Raw genomic sequence first — 19,945 nt, forward strand, 5'->3', positions numbered from 1 at the left:
CAGTCTGCATGATGCTCGCGGGCAAGGTGGCCGTCGTCACCGGCGCGGGGGGCGGCATCGGGCGCGAGATCGCGCTGGCGATGGCGCTTGCCGGTGCGAAGGTGGTTGTCAACGACATCGGCGCGAGCCTGACCGGACAGGGCCCCACCAGCGCGACGCCGGGCGAGCAGACGGTGCAGATCATCGCGCAGCGCGGCGGCGAGGCGGTGCTGAACACCGAGAGCGTCTCGGCCTGGGACAGCGCGCAGAAGATCGTGCAGGCGGCGCTCAGCGCCTTCGGGCGCATCGACATCGTGGTGAACAATGCAGGCATCCTGCGCGACCAGATCTTCCACAAGATGAGCGTGGAGGACTGGCGCGCGGTCATCGACGTGCACCTGAACGGCACCTTCTACGTCTCTCGCGCCGCGGCCGAGCACTTTCGGAAGCAAGGGTCTGGCGCCTTCGTGCACATGACCTCGACCTCCGGCCTCATTGGCAATTTCGGCCAGGCCAACTACTCCGCCGCGAAGCTCGGCATTGCGGCACTCTCGAAGAGCATCGCGCTGGACATGCAGCGCTTCGGGGTGCGCTCCAATTGCATCGCGCCTTTCGCCTGGAGCCGGATGACGAGTTCCATCCCGGCGGAAACGGAAGCAGAGAAGGCGCGCGTCGCCCGGCTGCAGCAGATGACGCCGGACAAGAACGCGCCGCTCGCGGTCTATCTCGCATCGGATGCCGCGAAGGACGTGACAGGGCAGATCTTCGCCGCGCGGATGAACGAGATTTTCGTGTTCAGCCAGCCGCGGCCGGCGCGCAGCACGCATCGCGGCGAGGGCTGGACGCCGGAGGCGATCGCGGAGACCGCGATGCCCGCGCTGCGCAGCGCCTTCCTGCCCCTCGATCGCAGCGGCGACGTCTTTTCGTGGGATCCAGTCTGATGCAGTTCCGGCTCACCGAGGAGCAGGTCGCCTTCCAGGATTCCGTCCGCCGCTTCGCGGAGACGCATCTGGCCAAGGGTGCGCTGGAACGCGCGCATGACGAGCGCTTCCCCTGGGATGTCGCGAAGCTGATGGCCGAGAACGGCCTCTTCGGCATCATGCTGCCGGAAGAAGATGGCGGCCAGGGCGGGTCGCTGTTCGACGCCGTGCTGGCGATGGAGCAGATCGCCTATGTCTGCCCGCGCAGCGCGGACGTGCTTCAGGCCGGGAATTTCGGCGCCTTTCGGACCTTCGCTGAATACGCAACGCCGGCGCAGAAGGAGAAGTATTTCGCGCCGCTGCTGCGGGGCGAGACCATCGCGGCGGTCGGCATGACAGAGCCGGATGCCGGATCGGCGCTGACCGACCTCAAGACCACCTGCACGAAGGACGGCAACGGGTGGCGCCTGAATGGCGGCAAGGTGTTCACCTCGAACACCGAGGATGCCGGTGTCTTCGTCGTCTATTGCCGCTTCGGCCCCGGCGTGAACGGCATCGGCAGCGTCATCGTCGAGCGCGGCATGGAGGGCTTTCGGCTCGGCCAGCCCAGCCGCTACATGAATGGCGAGACCTGGTGCGCGCTGTATTTCGACAACGTCTTCATCCCGCCGGAGAACGTGCTGCTGGGCGAGGGCGGGTTCCGCAAGCAGATCGCCGGCTTCAACGTGGAGCGCTGCGGCAACACGACGCGCGCGCTCGCGCTCGGCGAATACTGCTTCCGGCAGGCCAAGGCGCATGCGGAGCAGCGCAGGCAGTTCGGCAAGCCGCTGTCGGAATTCCAGGGCCTGCAATGGAAGTTCGCGGAGATGCGCGTCGCGCTGGATAGCGCGCAGCTGCTGCTCTACCGCGCCGCGGTGAATGCCGGCGACGGGCTGCCCGATGCGCAGGAGATCGCGCTGGCAAAATACGCCTGCAACCAGGCGGGGTGGATGGCGGCGAACGAGTCCATGCAGGTGATGGGCGGCACGGGCTACAGCCAGGACCTGCTGATCGAATACTGCGTGCGCAAGACGCGCGGCTGGATGATCGCCGGCGGCTCGCTCGAGATGATGAAGAACCGCATCGCGGAGGGCGTGTTCGGGCGGTCTTTCCCCCAACGCAACCCGAAGTGAGCCTTTCCCGAGCTCTGCTTTCGCCGCGCCGCATCGCGCTGGTCGGCGCCTCGGCCGATGCAGGGCGGCTGACAGCGCGGCCGCAGCGCTACCTGCGGCGCCACGGCTTCGGCGGCGAGCTGTTCCCGGTCAATCCGCGCGCGGCCGAGGTGCTGGGCGAGCGCGGCTATGCGTCCTTGGCGGACATCCCCGGGCAGATCGACTTCGCGTACATCCTGCTCGGCACGGAGCAGGTTGAGGCGCAGGTCGCCGCCTGCGCGGCGCGCGGCATCCCGGTGGCCTGCGTGCTGGCGGATGGTTTCGCGGAAGCGGGCGCGGAAGGTGCCGCCCTGCAGGCGCGGGTGGTCGCGACGGCGAAGCAGGCCGGCATCCGCCTGCTCGGCCCGAACAGCATGGGCGTGATCAATACATCCGAGAAAATCGCGCTGACGACCAATGCGGCCTTCGAGGCGGAGAGCATCCCGACGGGCCGCGTCGCGCTGGTCTCCCAATCGGGCTCGATGATGGGCGCGCTGCTGTCGCGCGGCGCGGCGCGCGGCCTCGGCTTCTCGCATCTCATCGGCACCGGCAACGAGGCGGATCTCACCACCGGCGAGATTTCTTCTCTGTTGCTCGACGATCCGCAGGTGGATGTCGTGTGCCTGTTCATGGAGGCGATCCGCGCGCCCGACATGCTCGCGGAGGCGGCGCGGAAGGCGCATGCGCTGGGCAAGCCGATCGTCGCGCTGAAGCTGGGTCGCTCGCCCTTCGGCGCGGAGCTGGCCGCGAGCCACACCGGCGCGCTGGCGGGCACGGATGCGGCCGCCGACGCCTTCTTCCGCGCGCATGGCATCCTGCGCGTCACGATGCTGGAGGCGTTGCTGGAGTTGCCGCCGCTCGTCGCTGGCCGTCGTCCGCCCGCGCGCACGCATCGCGCGGTGGGCGTGATGACCACCACGGGCGGCGGCGGCGCGCTGGCCGTGGATGCACTCGGCGTGCGGGGGATCGAGGCGAAGAAGCCCGATGCCGCGGCGGCTTGCAAGCTCGCAGCGGCGAAGCTGCCGACGCATGCGCGGCTGCTCGACATGACGCTGGCCGGCACCAAGCCGGATCGCGTGATGGCCGCGCTGGACGGGCTGCGCGCGGCCGAGGACACCGACATCGCGCTGGCCGTGATCGGCAGCTCGGCGCAGTTCCGGCCGCAGGATTCCGTGGCCGGCCTGGTCGAGGCGGCGAAGCTGCCGGGCAAGCCCGTCGCGGCCTTCCTCGCGCCGCAGGCCGAGGCCTCGCTGCGCCTGCTGGCCGAGGCCGGCATCGCCGCCTTCCGCACGCCGGAGGGCGCGGCGGATGCGATCGCCGCCTATTGCTCCTGGCGCGCACCGCGCGATGTCGTCGCGCGAGCCGCGCCTGCCGTAGCGATCCCGGATGCGCCCGACGAAGCCGATGCGCGCGCGCTGTTCGTCGCGCTCGGCCTGTACTCCGACGCCGTGGTGATGCAGGAGGCGCCTCCGCCTGCGCTGCGCTACCCCGTGGCCGCAAAGATCCTGTCGCCGGACATCGCGCACAAGACCGAGGTCGGCGGCATCGTGCTGAACATCGCCGACGAAGCCGCGCTGCGCGAAGCGGCCGCGACCATCCGCGCACGCGTCGCCGCCGGGGCGCCGGATGCGCGCGTCACCGGCATTCTCGTGCAGCCGATGGCGAAGGGGCTGGCAGAGGCCATCCTCGGATTCCGGCGCGATCCCGAAGTGGGCGCAGTGGTGCTGCTCGGCGCCGGCGGCGTGCTCTCCGAGCTGCATCGCGACACCTCTCTGCGACTGGCTCCGGTGAGTGAGGACGAAGCGCGGGAGATGATCGCGGAGGTGCGCGCGCTGACCCCGCTCTCCGGCTGGCGCAACCTGCCGCGCGGCGACCTGGATGCGCTGGCGAAGGCCGTGGTCGCCGTCTCCCGTCTCGCCGCGCTGGACGGCGTGCGGGAGGCGGAGATCAATCCGCTGATCGTCCATGGGGAAGGCCAGGGCGTGACTGTCGCGGATGCCTGGATCGTGCGAGCCTGACCCCCATGGATGCCGAAGCCCTGATCCGCGCGCGCTACGGCGCGCTGCCCTTCCAGCCCGCCGAGATCACCGATGGTCTCGCGCTCCTGCTCGATCGCCGCGTGACCCGGCGCTACAAGCCCGATGTCGTGCCGGATGCGCTGCTCGACACGGTGCTGGCCGGCGCGCAATCGGCGCCGGCGAAGTCCGACCTGCAGCAGTATTCGATCCTCGTCACGCGCGACGCGCAAAAAATCGCGGCGATCGCGGACGCCATCGGCAGCATGCCCTGGATCAAGGATGCGCCGGTCCTGTTGATCTTCTGCGGCGACATCCGGCGCGGCCGGCAGGTCTGCGCACTGCATGGCCGTGCGCATGCGAATGACAGCGTGGACACCTTCCTCAATGCCAGCGTGGACGCCGCGCTGGCCATGGGCTTCGGCATCATGGCCGCGGAGGCCGCGGGCCTCGGCACCTGCCCGATCTCCTATGTGCGGAACCACCTGCCGCTGGTCGCCGAGCTGTTCGGCCTGCCGGAGGGTGTGTTTCCCGTCGCCGGGCTGACGCTCGGCTTTCCCGCCGCGCGCAACGCCACCTCGTCGCGCCTGCCGCCTTCCGTCGTCATCCATCGCGAGCGCTACGACGACAGCGGCCTGGCCGCCGCGCTGCCCGCCTATGACGCGCTGCGCCCGCCCGGCAAGCCGCGCTACCCGGAGGTGCATGGCGCGAAGCCCGAAGGCTGCGCCTGGAGCGAGAACGCAGCGCGCCAGCTTTCCGTGCCGGAGCGCGCGAATTTCCGCGCCTGGCTCGCGACGAAGGGGATCAACCTTGGCTGACGGACCACGGCCCGATGGCGGCGCCGACAATCCCGGCGGCGGCGACCTGAAGCGCGCCGCCGCGCGCGCGCCCGGCACGCGCGCCGTGAAGCCGCGCCATGCCGCCAGCCTGGTGGTGTGGCGGCAGGGCAGCGGCGAGCCCGAGATCCTGATGGGCATGCGCCACGCCAAGCACAAATTCATGCCGAGCGTGCTGGTCTTTCCGGGCGGGCGCGTGGACCGGGCCGATCACGGCGTGAAGGTCGCCTCCGAATTGCGGGCGGAGACGGAGGCGATGCTTCGCCATCGCGCGCCGCCCTCCCTCGCGCGCGCGCTCGGTGTCGCGGCGGTGCGGGAGCTGTTCGAGGAGACGGGGCTGATCCTCGGCGAGCGCAAGGGCACGCGCCTGCTCGCCGACCTCTCCGCGCTCGACTATCTCTGCCGCGCGGTCACGCCCTCCTCCCGCGCGATGCGCTTCAATGCGCGCTTCCTGCTGGCGCCGGCGGAGCGGCTCGCCGGCGAGATCGGCGGCTCCGGCGAGCTCGAGAAGCTCGACTGGTATCCGCTGTCGAAGGCGCGGAGTTCGGAGCTCGCCGCCATCACCTACAAGATCCTGGCGGAATTCGCGGAGTGGGTCGCGATGCCGCCGAATGCGCGCGCGACGCGGCCGATGATCTGCTTCCGCGGGATGGACAATCGCACGATCGACGCGTGAAGGGCGGGCGTGGGATCGGCGCGGTCGGTCGCGCCCCCACCCGCCCTCGCTTCGCTCGGGCACCCTCCCCCGCTGACGCAGGGGAGGGCCGCATCATCGCGCTTCGAATGCATCCCCGTCGCGCGCGGCCTGGCCTTCCGCCGCCAGCTTGATCAAATGCGCCAGCAGGCTGCGTGCCGCGCCGTTCACAAGGCGCGGGTCGAGATCCGGACCATAGACCGGCGGCACAAGTTCCACCGCGGTCGCGCGCCTCGCGGCACGCAGCGCGTTCAGCACCTTCGCCTCGCGCTCGCGCCGATGCGCCGCCAGCGCGGCGACGAAGGGCGCGGGCTCGGGCAGCTTCGGACCATGGCCAGGCAGGTAGAGGCGGTCGTCGCGCGCGGCGAGCTTCGCAAGCGAGGCCATGTAGGCGGCCATGTCGCCATCGGGCGGGCTCACCACCGTGGTGGACCAGCTCATCACATGGTCGGCGCTGAACAGGACGCCCTGCCCGAAGCCCTCCAGCGCGAAGCAGAGATGGTTGGCGCAATGGCCGGGCGTGTGCAGTGCGGTCAGGCGGAAGCTGTCCGTCTCCACAATGCCGCCATCGGGCAGCACGACATCGGGGCGAAAGCTGTGGTCGCCACCCTCCCCGCCCGCATCGGGCGGCGTCAGATGCGGGCCGAAGCCGAAGCTTTTGGCGCCCGTCGCGGCGGCCAGCGCGGCGACGCCCGGCGAGTGGTCGCGATGCGTGTGGCTGACGAGGATTTGTCCGACCTTCTCGCCCTCGATCGCACGCAGGATGGCCGCCAGATGCGCCTCATCCGCCGGTCCCGGGTCCAGGACCGCCACGCGGCCGCGCCCGATCACATAGGTGTTCGTGCCGCGGAAGGTGAAGGGCCCGGGATTGCCGCAGAGGATCCGCCGCACGCCGGGCGCAACCTCCTCCACCGCGCCATGCGGCAGCGCGTCCTCGCGCAGGAATGACAGACTCATTGGCCGCGTCTCCGCCGCATCAGCTCGCGGTGCAGGATGTAGAGGCTGGCGATCACGATGAGCAAGGCGCCGGCGATTGTCGCGAACCCCGGCACGTCGCCGAAGGCGATCCAGCCGAACAGGATCGCCCAGAGCAGCGACGAATAGCTGTAGGGCGCGAGCGCCGAGACCTCCGCGCTCGCCCAGGCCTCCGTCAGCATCACCTGCGCCGCACCGCCGAGCAACCCGACCAGGATCAGCACGCCGAGCTCCCACCATGCGGGCGTCACCCAGACGAAGGGCAGCACCACGCCGGCGAAGGCCGTCATCAGCAGCGACTGCCACAGCGTGATGGTGGTGGAGGCCTCGGTCGCGGACAGGTTGCGCACCAGCAGCGTCGTGCAGGCGGAGAAGACGCCCTGCGCCACCGCCGCCGCGACGCCGATCTGCGCCACGCCCTGCAGACCGCCGCCGAACGCCCCCTGGCCGAGCGCGATGACGACGATGCCCAGAAAGCCCAGCAGCACCGCTCCGGCACGATGGATGCCCACCTTCTCGCCGAGGAAGGGAATGGACAGCAGCGTGATGAAGATCGGCGTGGTGTTGGTCAGCGCGGTGTGCTCGGCCAAGGGCAGCAGCGCCAGCGCGTAGAAGGAGCACGCCTGCGCGCTGGTGCCCGTGCCGGCGCGCACAAGATGCGCGGGGAAGCGGCTGGTGCGCAGCGCCTGCCATACGGGCCGGCCGGGTCGCGCCCGCGCGACCACCAGCAGCACCACGGGCACCGCCAGCGCACTGCGGAAGAACATGATCTCCGCCACCGGGATGCGGTCGCCGAGCGCCTTGATCAGCGCGCTCATCAGCGTGAACAGCGCACAGGCGCCAAGCATGAGCAGCACGCCGCGCCGGATGTCATGGCGGAGCGGCATTATGTTTGGCCCTGCGGGCCGCGCGGCCGATTCACGCCTGCGGTGCTCGGGGCCTCCGGCCCCTCCGCCCTTCGGCGATCGGACGCGCCTGCGTTTTGGCCCTGCAGGCCGCGCGCCTCCGCACGTCGCACCCGCTCGCGATGCAGATTGTAGAGACCCGCCGCGATCACCAGCGAAGCACCGCCGAGCGTCGTCCAGGATGGCAGCTCGGCCCAGATCGCGAAGCCCAGCAGCCCGCCCCATAGCAGCGTGGTGTATTCATAGGGCGCCAGCGCGGAGACCGGCGCGATCGCGAAGGCGCGGGCGAAGAGGAAATGCGCGCAGCCATTCGCCAGGCCGAGGAAGGCCAGCGCGAAGGCCACGCCCCAGCCCGGCAGCAGCGAACCCGGCGGCGGAAAAGCCGGCAGCAGCAGCAGGCCCATCGGCACATGTGCGAAGAGCAGCCAGAAGGCGATGGCCTGCGGCGTATCGGTGGCCGCCAGCACCCGCGTCCAGATCCGCGTGACGGCGAGGGTCGCGGTGCCGGCCAGCAGCATCGCCGTCTCCCACCGCCACAGCTCGCCGCCCGGCTGCAGCATGATCAGCACGCCGATGAAGCCGACGACGGTGCTGACCCAACGCCGCCAGCCCACCGTCTCGCCGAGCAGCGGAATCGCCAGCACCGTCATGATCAGCGGCGCCGCGGCGTTCACCGCATAGCTGTCGGCCAGCGGGAAATGGTTGAACCAGGCGAGATAGAAGGCGACCGTGACCATGCAGTGCAGCGTGGAGCGCAAGGCCAGCAGCGGCACACGCCGCGGCCGCAGCCGCCGCCCGCGGGACAGCAGCGCAATCGCCAGCATGCCGAAGACGCCGCGCCAGATCATCGCCATGGCGACGCCCACCTCGGGCAGCGCCCATTTCACCGCCGCATCGGCCGCCGAGATCACCGCATAGCCTGCGGAGATCGTGGCGATGCCACGCAGCGTGTCCTGCGTCAGGGGTAGTCCGCGTTGGGGTCCCTCAGGCACCCGCGGCGTCCAGCAGGGCCTCGCCCTGCATGCAGGTGGCGCCGCTGTCGTCGCGCGTCTCCACCTCCACCTGTCCGCCCGCCACCCGCGCCAGCACGCTGAGCGGTCGCCCGTCGAAGCAGGGGCGGCGGCCGCGGAAGGCGAAGCGGCGGAGCGTCGCGCCCGGCGTCGTCTCCACCGCCAACGCGGCCATCAGCGTCGCCTGCAGCGGGCCATGCACGACCAGGCCGGGATAGCCCTCCACCTGCGTGACATAGGGGTGGTCGTAATGGATGCGGTGGCCGTTGCCCGTCAGGGCCGAGTATCGGAACAGCATCACCGGATCGGGCACGAGATCGCGCCGTGCTGCGCCGGGCCAGTCGGGCGCGGCCGGCGCCACCTTCACCGCCGCGCCCTCGGCGCCGCGATAGACGATGTCCTGCTCCTCCTCGATGGCGAGGCCCGCCGGGCCTTCCACCAGGTGCCGCACCGTGACGAAGACCAGCCGGCCGGACCCGCCCGCCTTCTCCTGCACGGAGAGGATCGTGCTCGTCCGCCGCACCGCATCGCCGGCGCGCAGCACCGCATCGTGAAAGATGAGCCGTCCGCCCGCCCACATGCGGCGCGGCAGGTCGTGCACCGGCGGCAGGAAACCGCCTCGCTTCGGGTGGCCGTCCGGCCCGATCCGGTCCGGCATCACCCAGTCCTGGAACAGCATCCAGTGCCAGAGCGGCGGCAGCGCCTCCGGCACATTGGTGCCGAGCGTCGCCGCCATGCCCTGGATCAGCCGCGCATCAAGCCGGTCCTCGCGGGTTTCGCTGCGGCCGACATAGTCCTCGTACGACATCAATCCTCGCGCACATAAAGCAGGTAGGTGTCCATGTGGACCACGCGTGTATAGCGCCGCCAGGTCTCGGCGAAGGCGGGGTGCCGGCTGAAATAGGCGATGGGGTCGAAATCCTCGGCGCCGCAGCGCGGTATGCCCGAATTCTTCGCCACCAGCACGCCGGCCGGCGGCGCGCGGGCGAAATCCTCGGCGACGGTGCGGTAGACCAGGAATTCGGGCCGGCTCATCTCCCAGGTCTCGCGGTAGCGCGGCGCGCCCTCGGGGCAGTCGGGATAGGCGCCGACCAGCAGCCAGAGATTCATCGTGCGCAGCGTGGACCGGGCGCGCGCGTAGTTGAGGGCCGGATAGACCGGGTAGATGTCGGGCGAGAGCACCAGCAGCCGCTCGCCCGCCACCTCGCGCCGCAGGGTCGTGGCGATCTGGCCGTCGCGCAGATCGAAATACCAGATCTGCCGCCAGGGGCTTTCGCCGCGGATATGCAGCAGGGCCACCGCCACGGCGACCGCCAGGGCGAAGCCGGGCGCGACGGAGGCGGCGCGGGCGGGCGGCAGCGCGCGGTCCATCCAGCGCGCGGCGAGCAGCCCGGCGAGCAGCGCGCCGGCCATCGCCATCGGCACGATGTGGTAGCTCCAGCCCTTGTGCTGCACCCAGGCGGCGATCGTGCCGCCCAACCCGACCGCCAGCAGCGCCTGCGCCGTCGCCCCGGCCGCTGGGCGGATCGCGAAGGGCGCCAGCGCCGCCAGCATCAGGGCCGCGGGGGCGAAGGGCGCGGTCAGCAGCACGTCGATCAGGCCGACGCCGCCATTGGCGAGGTAGAAGCCCATCACCAGCGGCACGACGAAATCCAGATAGGCCGGGAACAACAGCGGCAGGGAGGCGAGGTAGAGCAGCCACACCGCCGCCATCCCCCAGGGCAGCGGGTCCCGCAGCGCCGCCGCCGGGCCGCGGCGCAGCAGCACCAGCCCCTCCACGAGCAGCGGCACGACCAGGAAATGCGGCTTCAGCGCAAAGCCCACCGCGGCCGGGAGGCTGACCGCCCAGGCCAGGGGGCGCGAGACCGGCGGCCCCTCGATCCGCCTGGCGGCGAGGAAGGCATAGGGAATGGCGAAGAGCGCCATCAGGTGCTCGCGTTGGCCCACGTCATAGGCCGGCAGCAGGATGGCGAGCGGCACCAGCGCGTCCAGCACGGCGCGCTCCACCGCACCCTCGGCCCGGTCCCGGCGCAGCCGCGCCGTCATCCGCCACGCGGCAAAGCAGCAGGCCAGGACGCAGAGCAGCAGCGCCTGCACCCCGTCCAGCGGCGTCCAGTGCGCGATCCAGGCGGGGATCGCGGTCAGCACGAAGATCAGCGGCGGGTTGACGTCGATCAGGTCGCGATACAGCCGCTCCCCGGCGACCCAGCGCTCGGCGAAGTTCAGGATGGCCGCGACGTCGTGGTTCAGCGGCGGCGCCAGCACCATCAGCAGGAAGGCCGCGGCCGGGAGCAGCGCCAGCGCCCGCGGCGCGCGCGCCAGCAACCCCGACAGGCCCAGCGGGGGGGTGGCGGCCTCGGCGGCTTCGGCCGGGCGGGCGGATCGGGACGGCGGGGGGCTCATGCGTGTGACCGGCCGCGTCATCCTTGGGCGCGGCGGCGCATTGTGCAATCGCATTGCGGCGCATCCGGGGCAGGGCTGCCCCGTGGCCGCCGCGCGGCCGCCTTGCCCTCGCCCTCGCGCGACGCCAGAAGGATCGCGTGGAACCAGCCGAATACGACCTGATGGACGCCGCCGAGGACGGCATGTGGTGGTATCGCGCCGCCCATGCGCGCGTCCTCGATGCGCTGCGCCGCAGGCCCGGCGCGCGCGGCCCGCTGCTGGATGCCGGCTGCGGGACGGGGGGGCTGCTGCGCCGCCTTGCCGAGGACCTGCCGGACGTGGCTGCGGTGGGGCTCGACTTCGTGCCGCAGGCCGCCGGGCGCGCCGCGGCCAAGTCCGGCCGGCCCGTCACCGCCGGCGACGCCAACCGCCTGCCCTTCCCCGAGGCGAGCTTCGGCGCCGCCGTCAGCATCGACGTGATCTGCCATGCCGGCGTGGAGCCGGCGCAGGCGCTCGCTGAGCTGCATCGCGTGCTGCGCCCCGGCGCCACGCTGGTGCTGAACCTGCCCGCCTTCGAGTGGCTGCGCAGCGCGCACGACCTGCGCGTCCACAACGCGCGCCGCTTTACCCGCGAGAGCGCCGCCGCCCTGCTGCGGGAGGCCGGCTTCACCGCGGTCGAGGGCCGCTACTGGAACAGCTTGCTGCTGCCGCTGATGGTGCTGCAGCGCAAGGTGCTGCAGCGCCGCCCGGATGCGCCGAGCGACGTGACGGAATTCCCCCCCTGGCTGGACCGCAGCCTGCATGCGGTGTCGGAGCTGGAGCGCTGGCTCGGCGGCCGCGGCCTGCCGATGCCGGCAGGCGGCTCTGTGCTGATGACGGCGACCCGCCCGTGACGGAGGCCAATGACGTGAACGAAACCGCCGCCCCGAACGCCCCGGGCCTGTCGATCGTCGTGCCGGTCTATCGCGGGGCGACCACCATCGGCGCGCTGGTCGCCGCGCTGTCGGAACTGCATCCGGCCGGCGGCCTCGAGGTCATCCTGGTCAATGACGGGAGCCCGGACAATTCCGGCGAGGTCTGCCGCGCGCTTCAGAAGACCGCGACGGTGCCGCTGACCTATATCGAACACGCGCGCAACTTCGGCGAGCACAACGCGGTCATGACCGGCCTTCGGCATGCCCGCGGCAGCTACGTCATCACCATGGACGACGACCTGCAGAACCCGCCGGAGGAGGTCATCAAGCTCTACGACCACGCCCGGCTCGGCGGCTGGGACGTGGTCTACACGCGGTACGCCAAGAAGGAGCATGAGGGCTGGCGCAACCTCGGCAGCCGTTTCGCGAACATGGTCGCCGACCACCTGCTGGACAAGCCGAAGGGCCTGTACCTCTCCTCCTTCCGCTGCATGTCGGCGCTGGCGGTGGGGGAAGTGACGAAGTATCGCGGGCCCTACCCCTATGTGGACGGGCTGCTGATGCAGGTGACGCAGCGCCTGGACAGCATCGAGGTGAAGCACCTGCCGCGCGCCGAGGGGCGCAGCAACTACACGCTGAAGCGGCTCGTGCTGCTATGGCTGAACCTGGCGACCAACTTCTCCGTGCTGCCGCTGCGCCTGGCGATCCTGGCCGGCGTCGCGATGGGCGTGTTCGGGCTGCTCGGCGCCGTGCTGGTCTTCATCGAGGCGCTGATGGGCGAGACGCCCTCCGGCTGGGCCTCGATGATGACGGTCACGCTGCTGCTCGCCGGCGTGCAGTTCCTGATCCTCGGCGTGCTGGGCGAGTATGTGGGCCGCGCCTTCCTCTCGGCGAACGGCAAGCCGCAGGGCGTGGTGCGCGAAGTGCTCGGACCGAAGGACGCAGCACAGCAGGCGGCGCCTCCGCCCGGCGAGCCCGCACGCATGCGCGCGGTGTCCTGAACCGATGGGCATGACGGCGGCATGGCTGACCCTGGCTGCGGCGATCACCACATCGCTGGTCGGCCAGGTGTTGCTGAAGGCGGGCGCCAGCGGCTCGGTCGCGGCCTCGGCCGGATTCATCGACCAGCTCTTCCGCTGGCAGACGATCATCGGGCTTGGCGCCTATGGCGGCGCCGCGCTGCTCTACATCATCGCGCTGCGCAAGATCCCGATGAGCGTGGCGCTGCCCTGCACCGCCGCGAGCTACGTGGTGATCGCGCTGATCGGCTGGGCGGTGTTCGGCGAGAGCCTGGGCGCGCAGAAGCTGGCGGCCATCGCACTGATCTGCGGCGGCGTCGTGCTGCTGGCGACCACCGCCTGACGCACGCGCCGCCGTGGCGCCCGGCCCTATTCGGGCCGGATCATCAACGCATTGAACCGGCGCTCCGGCCGGGATTCGACGACGAGCCCGCGCCGCGCGGCGAATTGCCAGGCGGGGTGGAAGACGGGGATCAGCGCCACGTCCTCGAAGGCGGCGTCGATCGCGGCGTGCAGCTTCTCGCGCCGCTTGTCCGGATCGATCTCGGCCATCGCGGCCTGGATCAGCGCATCCACCTGCGGGTTGGAATAGCGCGTGCGGTTGGCGTTGCCGTAGCCGCGCCCGGCTTCGAAGCTGTGCACCACGGCGCGCGGCCCCTCGCCGGCCTCGTTGGTGCCGTATTGCGCGATGAAGGCGGAATAGGCCTGCCGCGACGCCTCGGAGAAGAAGACCTGGCCGGCGACGCCCGCCACCTGCGCCTGGATGCCGGCGCGCGTCCACATCTGCGCGACGGCCTGGGCGATCTGCGCATCCTTCGGATAGCGGTCGGTGGTGGCGTGCAGCGTCAGGCGGAATCCCTGGGGGAAGCCCGCTTCGGTCAGCAATGCGCGGGCGCGCGCAAGGTCGTAGGGCGTCGGGCGCAGGTTGGGGCTGGTGCCGTCGATGCTGCTCGGCAGGAACTGGCTGGCCGGCGTCGCAGTGCTTTCCATCAGCCGCTCGGTGATGGCGGTGCGGTCGATCGCCATGGACAGCGCCTGGCGCACGCGCCGGTCGCGCAGCGGGTTCGGCACCGGCTGGCCGTCACGCCCGGCGACGAAGGGGCTTTCGGCACGCGCGGAATCCAGCGCGATGTAGTGCACCACGGCGGCCTCGCCGCTGAACAGGCGGAAGCGCGGATCGGCCTCGATCCGCGCCTTGTCCGCGGGCGGCACCTGGTCGATCGCGTCCACGTCGCCCGCCAGCAGCGCCGCGACGCGGGAGGGATCGCGGGAGATGGTGCGGATCGTCACCGCCTGCCAGGGCGCGCGGCTGCCCCAATAGGTGTCGTTGCGCGTGATGGAGAGGCTCTCGATGTTGGTCCAGGAGGCGAAGCGATAGGGGCCGGTGCCGTTGACGCGGCCGGCGTTGAAGTCGCTGGTGGACTGGCCGGCATCGCGCTCCGCCAGCAGCAGCACGCGCGCCACGTCGCCTGGCAGCGTCGCGGTCGGCGTGTTCGTGATGATGCGGATGCGGTGGTCGCTGATGACCTGCACCTCCTTCACCGGGCGGATGAAGGGCGTGAACAACGCCGGGCTGTTCGGCACGTTCGGCACGCGCGCGAAGGTCGCGATGATGTCGCGCGCGGTGAAGGGCGTGCCGTCGTGGAAACGCACGCCCTCGCGCAGGTCGAATTCCCAGGTGTTGGGGTCGATCATGCGCCAGGCGGTGGCGAGTGCCGGCTTCACCTCCAGCGTCGGGCTGATCTCGGTCAGGCCCTCGAAGATCTGCGGATGCGCGCTGCCGGCCGGGAAGCCGTTGAAGAAATGCGGGTCCATGGTGTTGAGTTGGAGATTGGTGCCGAGCGTCAGCGTCTGCGCCGCCGCCAGCCCCGTGCTCGCCGCCATCATCGCCGCCGCGACAATCATCCTGCGCATGCCTGCCTCCCGTTCCGCTGCGGGGCATCCTGCACGCGGCGCGTGGACGCGCCAAGGGCGTCATGCCAGCCTTCGGCCCGGAGGAGCTTCCCAGGATGACACGACCCAGGATCGCGCTCGGCAGCTTCATGCTCGAGAGCAACGGCCATTCGCCCGTGGCGACGCGGGAGGAGTTCGAAGCCTCCTGCTGGCTGGAGGGCGCGGCGCTGCAGGCCGACCTTGCCACCCCGGCGCCGCGCGCCTCGGCGGGATTGTCCGGCTTCATGCGGGCGATGCAGGCGGGACGGCCATGGCAGCCGGTGTTCACCATCGCGGCGACGGCCGGCGCCTCCGGCCCCATCGACCAGACGGTCTTCGACGACATCTGCGCGCGGCTCGTCGCGGCGCTGAAGGCCGCGATGCCGCTGGACGGCGTGTTCCTGGCGCTGCACGGCGCCGCCACCGCGACGGTGGACCGCGACCCGGACGGCACGCTGCTGCGGATGGTGCGGGAGGTGGTCGGGCCCGATGTGCCGGTGCTCGCCACGCTCGACCTGCACACCAACGTCTCGTGGGAGATGGTGAAGCAGGCGGATATGCTCTGCGGCTTCATCACCAACCCGCATGTGGACCAGGCGGAGCGCGGCGCGGAATGCGCGGGCGTGATGCGCGCGATGCTCGGCGGCATGCGGCCGCGCATGGCCTTCGCCAAGCTGCCCTTCATCCCGCCTGCGACCAGCCAGAACACGGCAGGTGGGCCCTATGCGGACGCCATCGCCTATGGCCAGCGCTTCCTGGACCATGAGGTGCTGAACGTCTCGGTGGTCTCTGGCTTCTCGCTCGGCGACACGCCGAAGAACGGTCTTTCGGTGATGGTGACGACGCGCACGGATGCGGCGCGCGCGCAGGCGGTCGCTTCCGACATCGCCGCCTGGATCTGGTCCACGCGCGCGAAGTGGGTGACGAACCTGACCAGCCTGGAAGACGCGACGCGCATGGCGCTGGAGGCCGGGCGCGATCCGTCGAAGCCGTCGCTGCTCTTCGCCGACGTGGCCGACAATCCGGGCGGCGGCGGGCGCGGCAACACGGCCTTCATCCTGGAAAGCTTCGTGAAGGCCGGCGTGGAGGGCGCGGTCTTCGGCATCCACAACGATCCCGCCCTGGCGGCGGAGGCGCATGCGAAGGGCCTCGGCGCGCGCTTCCTCGCCCGCTTCAACCGCGACGAGACCAATGTCTTCTCCAAGTCCTTCGAGGCCGAAGCGGTGGTGGAGGCGCTGACGGATGGCGAGGTGGTCGGCCGGCGCGGCATCTATCGAGGCCGCAGCGTCTCGCTCGGCCCGACCGCGCTGCTGCGCATCGGCGGCGTGCGCGTCGCGGTCGTCACGCTGCGGCGACAACTGGCGGAGCCGCGCATGATCGAGAGCCTCGGCATGGATCTTCGCGCCGTGCGCAGCCTGGTGGTGAAATCGCGCGGGCATTTCCGCGCCGGCTTCGACGACATCTGGACGCCCGACCGGATCATCGAGGTGGACGTGCCAGGCCTGACGACGGTGGTGCTGAGCCGCGTGCCCTGGCGGGAGGTGCCGCGGCCGATCTACCCGCTGGACCCGGCGATGGATTGGACCCCACCCGCGCCGCAGGACGTGCCGGTGCGCGGCGGCTGAACGAAGAACGGCAGGAGGAAGCGCGGCCATGGCGAAGCCGATGAACATGCTCGTCATCATGTCCGACGAGCACAACAAGTATGTGGCGGGGCATGCCGGCCATCCCGTGGTGACCACACCCGCGCTGGACGGCATGGCCGCGTCCGGCACGCGCTTCACCGCGGCCTACACGCCATCGCCCATCTGCGTCCCGGCGCGCGCCGCCTTCGCCACAGGCCAGCCGGTGCATCGCAATGCCTGCTGGGACAACGCCATCGCGTATCGCGGCCAGATGAAGTCCTGGCACCATGCGCTGCGCGAGCGCGGGCATCACGTGGCGTCCATCGGGAAGCTGCATTTCCGTGGCCATGAAGGCGACGACGACGGCTTCACCGATACGATCCTGCCGATGCACATCACCAACGGCACCGGCGACGTCACTATGCTGATCCGCGACCCCGACGACATCCGCGAAGGCGCCGCGCGCAAGCTGCTGAAGGAAGCCGGCCCCGGCGAGAGCAGCTACACGCTGTATGACCGCCAGGTGGCCGCGCAGGCGCAGGTGTGGCTGCGGACGAAGGGGAAGCAACAGCACGAAAAGCCGTGGGTGCTGTTCGTCTCCATGGTCGCGCCGCATTTCCCGCTGACCGCGCCGCCCGAGCATTACTACCGCTACTACGAGCGCGACCTGCCGCGGCCGAAGCTGGCGACGGCGGAGGAGCGGCCGAAGCATCCCTATGTGCAGACCTTCGCAAAGCGCTCCGACCATTATCGCCACTTCAAGTCACCCGACGACCTGCAGCGCTGCCTCGCCGGCTATTTCGGCCTGGTGTCCTTCATGGACGAGAACGTCGGCAAAATCCTGGCGGCGCTGAAGGAGGCGGGGCTCTCGGAGAATACGCGCGTGGTCTACACCTCCGATCACGGCGACAACCTCGGCACGCGCGGCCTCTGGGGCAAGGCGACGATGTACGAGGAGAGCGCGGGTATCCCGATGATCATGACGGGACCTGACGTGCCGCACGCCAGCTGTGGCACGCCGGTGACGCTGTGCGACCTCTCGGCCACCATCCTCGATGCAGTCGGCGCGGGCGATGCGGCGCGGGAGATGGGCCTGCCCGGCGTCTCGCTGCTCGATCTCGCGGGCAAGCCGACGCAGGACCGCGCGGCGCTGTCGGAGTTCCACACCTACGGCCCCGACGGCATGGCGATGATCCGAACGCCGCGCTGGAAATACGTGCGCTACATCGGCGCCCCGCCGCAGCTCTTCGACATGGAGCAGGACCCGGAGGAGCTTTCCGATCGTGGCGAGGATCCTGCGTATGCCGATGTGCGCGCGACGATGGAGGCGCGGCTGCGCGACTTGCTGGACCTCGACGACGCCGATCGTCGTGCCAAGGCAGACCAGGCGGCGATGATCGCGCATTACGGCGGCGAAGCGGCGATCCGCGCGCGGGAGCGCATGGCCTACACCCCGCCGCCGACGGCGCGCTAGGTGAAAGCCCCTTGAACCGGGGCGCCCGGCACGGGCAGGCTGTCGGCGGCACGGCCCCAAAGGGTCGGCCGCCATGGGAGGAAGGACGGATGCGCACACGCCTGTCGCGCCGCACGCTCGGCATCCTCGGCCTGTCGCTGTCCCTCGCGCCCGCGCTGCACGCGCAGGAGGCCTACCCCACGCGGCCGGTGCGGATGGTCGTGCCCTTCGCCGCCGGCGGCTCCACGGACATCCTCGCGCGGCTGATCGCGCAGCATCTGTCGAACCGGCTCGAGCAGCAGTTCATCGTGGAGAACAAGCCGGGCGGCGGCACCAACATCGCCGCGGAATACGTCGTGAAGTCGCGGCCGGACGGCTACACGCTGCTGTTCGGCGCGGCCGCGATGGCGACCAATCCCTCGCTGCTGCCCTCCATGCCCTACGACCTGTTCAAGGACCTGGAGCCCATTGCGGTGATCGGCCGCACGCCGCTGGTGCTGGTGGTGCATCCCTCGGTGCCCGCGCGCAACGTGCAGGACCTGCTCGCGCTGGCACGCAGCCGGCCCGAAGGCCTGAATGCCGCCACCGGCGGCAACGGCACCATCCCGCATCTTGCCACCGAATTGCTGCGCTTCGAATCCGGCGTGAAGCTGACGCACATCCCCTATCGCGGCCAGGCGACGGCGATGCCGGACGTACTCTCCGGCCGCGTGCCGATGATGCTGGAAAGCATCCCGCCGCTGCTGCCGGTGATCCGCAACGGCGAGCTGCGCGCGCTGGCCGCGGCGGAGCCCGAGCGGCTGGCCGCACTGCCGGATGTGCCGACGCTGATCGAATCCGGCTTCCCGAACCTCTCCGCCGCCGCCTGGAACGCGATGTTCGCGCCGGCCGGCACGCCGGCGCCCATCCTCGCGAAGCTGAATGCCGAGGTGAACGCCATAATGCGCCAGCCCGATGTGCAGGCCCGCTTCGCGGAGCTGGGCGCGCGCCCGGTCGGCGGCACGCCGGAAGACATGCGGCGCTTCCTGCGCGCGGAAGTGGATCGCTGGGCGGAGGTCGTCCGCCGTTCCGGCGCCAAGGCAGATTGACTGGTGACGAAGGAGGAAACGGGATGAAGATCGGGCGTCGCAACCTGGCCGCCGCGCTCGGCGCGCTCGCCGCACCGCGCCTTGCCGCTGCGCAGGATAGCTGGCCTGCGCGTCCGGTTCGCCTGATCGTGCCTTTCATTCCCGGCAGCGCGCCGGACATCAATGCGCGGCAACTGGCCGAGGCGATCGGCGGCCGCATCGGGCAGACCATCGTCATCGAGAACCGGCCCGGCGCCGCGGGCAACATCGGCTTCACCTATGTCGCGAAGCAGGCCCCGCCGGATGGCTACACGCTGCTGTGGGGCACCGGCTCGCTGGCGGTGAACCCCGCGCTGTATGCGCGGGTGGAGTACGACGCCCTGCGCGACTTCGCGCCGATCACGCTCGCCTTCGGCATGTCGAACGCGGTGATCGTGCGCGCCGACAGCCCGATCCGCGACGTCGCCGGGCTGATCGCGCGGCTGAAGGAAGACCCGAAGACGCCCTTCGCCTCCGGCGGCTTCGGCAGCGCGGCGCATCTGACCGTGGCGCTCTTCCTCTCGCGCACGGGCACGGAGGCCGAGCACATCCCCTTCCGCGGCGCCCCCGACATCGTCAATTCCGTGCGCGGCGGCACGGTCGTGTTCGGCATGCCGCAGTTGCAGGTCGCGCTACCGCTGATCCGCGCGGGGCAATTGCGGGCGCTGGCCGTCACCTCGAAGGAACGTGCGCCGCAACTGCCCGAGGTGCCGGCGCTGTCCGAGACGATACCGGGCTTCGACTATTTCAGCTGGATGGGGCTGCTCGGCCCGGCGCGGCTGCCGCCCGAGATCGTCGCGCGCCTCGATGCCGCGGCGCAGGCCGCGCTCGCCGATGCCGCCTTCCGCCAGCGGGTGACCGCCGACGGCACCACCATCATCGGCCTGAACGCCGCGCAGTTCCGCGACTTCCTGCCGGGCGACCTCGAACGCGGGCGGGAGGTGGTGCGCATCTCCGGCGCGCGGATCGAGTGACGCCGCGCGTTGCGCC

18 protein-coding genes are annotated in these 19,945 nt (G+C 70.9%); 12 read left to right on the forward strand and 6 right to left on the reverse strand.

The genetic code is table 11. The annotated features are described in order from the left end of the window. The first annotated feature begins 8 nt into the window (after window positions 1-8). The 5 genes from DFH01_RS01675 to DFH01_RS01695 are packed head-to-tail and all read left to right on the forward strand — an operon-like array spanning window position 9 to window position 5,616. Window positions 9-920: an SDR family NAD(P)-dependent oxidoreductase gene (locus DFH01_RS01675; protein ID WP_109868668.1), complete on the forward strand. Its 912-nt coding sequence runs from the start codon at window positions 9-11 to the stop codon at window positions 918-920. After that, window positions 920-2,071 (forward strand): acyl-CoA dehydrogenase family protein, encoded by a 1,152-nt coding sequence (locus DFH01_RS01680; protein ID WP_109869874.1) that lies wholly within the window; start codon window positions 920-922, stop codon window positions 2,069-2,071. The genes DFH01_RS01675 and DFH01_RS01680 overlap by 1 nt, the downstream gene beginning before the upstream one ends. Continuing rightward, window positions 2,068-4,107: an acetate--CoA ligase family protein gene (locus DFH01_RS01685; protein WP_199231101.1), complete on the forward strand. Its 2,040-nt coding sequence runs from the start codon at window positions 2,068-2,070 to the stop codon at window positions 4,105-4,107. The genes DFH01_RS01680 and DFH01_RS01685 overlap by 4 nt, the downstream gene beginning before the upstream one ends. 5 nt (window positions 4,108-4,112) lie before the next feature. Next, entirely contained in the window at window positions 4,113-4,922 is an 810-nt protein-coding gene (locus tag DFH01_RS01690) for a nitroreductase family protein (RefSeq protein WP_109868669.1), read from the forward strand. Then, window positions 4,915-5,616 carry an NUDIX hydrolase gene (locus tag DFH01_RS01695; RefSeq protein WP_233255918.1) on the forward strand — a complete coding sequence of 234 codons (702 nt, stop codon included), beginning with the start codon at window positions 4,915-4,917 and terminating at the stop codon, window positions 5,614-5,616. The genes DFH01_RS01690 and DFH01_RS01695 overlap by 8 nt, the downstream gene beginning before the upstream one ends. Window positions 5,617-5,709: 93 nt before the next feature. On the opposite strand, the gene DFH01_RS01700 is transcribed toward DFH01_RS01695, so the two are convergent. The 5 genes from DFH01_RS01700 to DFH01_RS28030 are packed head-to-tail and all read right to left on the reverse strand — an operon-like array spanning window position 5,710 to window position 10,927. Continuing rightward, window positions 5,710-6,591 carry an MBL fold metallo-hydrolase gene (locus tag DFH01_RS01700; RefSeq protein ID WP_109868671.1) on the reverse strand — a complete coding sequence of 294 codons (882 nt, stop codon included), beginning with the start codon at window positions 6,589-6,591 and terminating at the stop codon, window positions 5,710-5,712. Continuing rightward, window positions 6,588-7,496 carry a DMT family transporter gene (locus DFH01_RS01705; protein ID WP_109868672.1) on the reverse strand — a complete coding sequence of 303 codons (909 nt, stop codon included), beginning with the start codon at window positions 7,494-7,496 and terminating at the stop codon, window positions 6,588-6,590. The genes DFH01_RS01700 and DFH01_RS01705 overlap by 4 nt, the downstream gene beginning before the upstream one ends. Further along, window positions 7,496-8,506: a DMT family transporter gene (locus tag DFH01_RS01710; protein WP_233255919.1), complete on the reverse strand. Its 1,011-nt coding sequence runs from the start codon at window positions 8,504-8,506 to the stop codon at window positions 7,496-7,498. The genes DFH01_RS01705 and DFH01_RS01710 overlap by 1 nt, the downstream gene beginning before the upstream one ends. Next, window positions 8,499-9,332, reverse strand: coding sequence for an HTD2 family dehydratase (locus tag DFH01_RS01715; protein WP_109868673.1), 834 nt, complete (start codon window positions 9,330-9,332; stop codon window positions 8,499-8,501). The genes DFH01_RS01710 and DFH01_RS01715 overlap by 8 nt, the downstream gene beginning before the upstream one ends. Further along, window positions 9,332-10,927: a hypothetical protein gene (locus DFH01_RS28030; RefSeq protein WP_158287576.1), complete on the reverse strand. Its 1,596-nt coding sequence runs from the start codon at window positions 10,925-10,927 to the stop codon at window positions 9,332-9,334. The genes DFH01_RS01715 and DFH01_RS28030 overlap by 1 nt, the downstream gene beginning before the upstream one ends. A 137-nt stretch (window positions 10,928-11,064) precedes the next feature. Between DFH01_RS28030 and DFH01_RS01725 the strand changes: the two genes are divergently transcribed. Genes DFH01_RS01725 through DFH01_RS01735 form a run of 3 tightly spaced genes read left to right on the forward strand, consistent with a single transcriptional unit; the run spans window position 11,065 to window position 13,182 of the window. Beyond that, a complete protein-coding gene (locus DFH01_RS01725) occupies window positions 11,065-11,799 on the forward strand; it encodes a class I SAM-dependent methyltransferase (RefSeq protein WP_109868674.1) in 735 nt (244 codons plus the stop codon). 14 nt (window positions 11,800-11,813) lie between these two features. Then, the gene (locus DFH01_RS01730) at window positions 11,814-12,821 is read left to right on the forward strand and encodes a glycosyltransferase family 2 protein (protein WP_109869877.1); all 1,008 of its coding nucleotides are present in this window, start codon (window positions 11,814-11,816) and stop codon (window positions 12,819-12,821) included. 10 nt (window positions 12,822-12,831) lie between these two features. Then, entirely contained in the window at window positions 12,832-13,182 is a 351-nt protein-coding gene (locus tag DFH01_RS01735; RefSeq protein ID WP_109869878.1) for a DMT family transporter, read from the forward strand. Between the two features lie 26 nt (window positions 13,183-13,208). Here the strand turns inward: DFH01_RS01735 and DFH01_RS01740 are convergent, their stop codons facing one another. Further along, window positions 13,209-14,753: an ABC transporter substrate-binding protein gene (locus DFH01_RS01740; RefSeq protein ID WP_109868675.1), complete on the reverse strand. Its 1,545-nt coding sequence runs from the start codon at window positions 14,751-14,753 to the stop codon at window positions 13,209-13,211. Window positions 14,754-14,848: 95 nt separating this feature from the next. Between DFH01_RS01740 and DFH01_RS01745 the strand changes: the two genes are divergently transcribed. The 4 genes from DFH01_RS01745 (at window position 14,849) to DFH01_RS01760 (ending at window position 19,929) form a co-directional block, all read left to right on the forward strand. Then, window positions 14,849-16,396 (forward strand): M81 family metallopeptidase, encoded by a 1,548-nt coding sequence (locus DFH01_RS01745; RefSeq protein WP_109868676.1) that lies wholly within the window; start codon window positions 14,849-14,851, stop codon window positions 16,394-16,396. 28 nt (window positions 16,397-16,424) lie between these two features. Then, complete coding sequence (locus DFH01_RS01750) at window positions 16,425-17,870, forward strand: sulfatase family protein (RefSeq protein WP_109868677.1); 1,446 nt, start codon at window positions 16,425-16,427, stop codon at window positions 17,868-17,870. An 89-nt stretch (window positions 17,871-17,959) separates the two neighbouring features. Further along, window positions 17,960-18,937, forward strand: coding sequence for a tripartite tricarboxylate transporter substrate binding protein (locus DFH01_RS01755; RefSeq protein ID WP_109868678.1), 978 nt, complete (start codon window positions 17,960-17,962; stop codon window positions 18,935-18,937). Between the two features lie 23 nt (window positions 18,938-18,960). Continuing rightward, entirely contained in the window at window positions 18,961-19,929 is a 969-nt protein-coding gene (locus DFH01_RS01760) for a Bug family tripartite tricarboxylate transporter substrate binding protein (RefSeq protein WP_109868679.1), read from the forward strand. The last annotated feature ends 16 nt before the right edge of the window (window positions 19,930-19,945 follow it).

The sequence above is a fragment of the Falsiroseomonas bella genome (assembly GCF_003173615.1).
Taxonomy (GTDB): domain Bacteria; phylum Pseudomonadota; class Alphaproteobacteria; order Acetobacterales; family Acetobacteraceae; genus Falsiroseomonas; species Falsiroseomonas bella.